This window comes from Streptomyces sp. NPDC006283, from assembly GCF_040613325.1.
Classification (GTDB): domain Bacteria; phylum Actinomycetota; class Actinomycetes; order Streptomycetales; family Streptomycetaceae; genus Streptomyces.
This window is the reverse complement of record NZ_JBEXRZ010000486.1, coordinates 1-1,212: the sequence shown is the minus strand read 5'-3', so window position 1 is coordinate 1,212 and position 1,212 is coordinate 1. Positions and strand designations below refer to the sequence as shown.

The window sequence follows — 1,212 nt, the reverse complement described above, 5'->3', positions numbered from 1 at the left end:
CCGCGTCGGAATACCGCACCTGCGGAACAAGTGCACTCCGCCAATACCGCTGCGCACCCTCGGCAGCTGCCTTCTCCGAACTACCGGGGCGTCCCGTGGTCAGGTGGTCCTGCGGGGAAGGGGCCGGTCTGGGGCCGGAGAACCGCTGTGAACGGCGCGGGTGTTAGCTTCCTTCCCGTGTTAAGACACCAGGACGAGACCAGGGCGGCCTACGACGGGGTCGTCGACCTTTATGCGTCGATGTTCGCTAATCGGTTGGAGACGCAGCCGTTCGCACGGAACATGATCGGCACCTTCGCCGAGCTCGTGCGTGGGACGGGGAACTTGCGGGCAGCCGACGTCGGGTGCGGACCCGGCCATTTGACGGCCATGTTGCACGACTTGGGGCTGGACGCCTTCGGGCTCGACCTCTCCCCCGCTATGGTCGCCCACGCCCGGCGGGCCCATCCGGCGCTGCGGTTCGACGAAGCGCGAATGGAGGCCCTGCCAGTCGAGGACGGCGCGCTCGGCGGAGTGCTGGCCCACTACTCGGTGATCCATACCCCACCTGGAGAATTGCCCGCGCTACTCGCTGAGCAGGTGCGTGTCCTGGCACCAGGGGGCCTGCTCCTGGCGTCCTTCTTCGGAACCGAAGGGCCGGAGCCTGTCCGCTTCGACCACAAGGTGGCGCCTGCCTATAGCTGGCCGGCGGAGCAGTTTGCCGAGTTGCTGGCCGGGGCCGGACTCGTCACGGTGGCTCGGCTGCTCCACGACCCGGCGTCTGAGCGGGGCTTCCTCGACACCCACCTGCTGGCCCGCCGCTTGTAGAACGTGGCCCGTGGCCGAGGTCGGGGTGGTGTAGATCATCCACGTGGATGAAGCTCGTCCAAGTGCCGCGTTCTGTGGCGGTGTCCGCTGAGCACGCCGGAGTGACAGCTGTTCAGTCACGCAGGCCCCGGCGGGTTGGCCGCCGCAGTGGTGCGAGCAACGATCTCCCGGAAGGTAGGAATTCCCAGGTCGACAGACTCCTGCTTCCGGGAGGTCTGGGCGTCGAGTTGGGCAAGTTTCTCCTCGGCGTGGGTCAGGCTGCTCTGCAGCCCCTCGATCTCGCCGAGCCAGCCTTCCCTTTCGGCTTCCAAGATGCGCGTGAGGAGGTTGTCGCGGATTTCGACAAGCCGGGGACGCTCTGTCGCGTGGACGATCAGGACGGGGCATCTGACACAAGCGTGTTCG

At 66.9% G+C, this 1,212-nt stretch carries 1 protein-coding gene and 1 pseudogene; one reads left to right on the top strand and one right to left on the bottom strand.

Features of this window, described 5'->3' with window-relative positions:
• The first annotated feature begins 177 nt into the window (after positions 1-177).
• The gene (locus tag ABZ070_RS37465) at positions 178-807 is read left to right on the top strand and encodes a class I SAM-dependent methyltransferase (protein ID WP_356640686.1); all 630 of its coding nucleotides are present in this window, start codon (positions 178-180) and stop codon (positions 805-807) included.
• Between the two features lie 116 nt (positions 808-923).
• Here the strand turns inward: ABZ070_RS37465 and ABZ070_RS37460 are convergent.
• Positions 924-1,212 (bottom strand): annotated as a pseudogene (locus ABZ070_RS37460) (site-specific integrase); the annotation flags it as partial.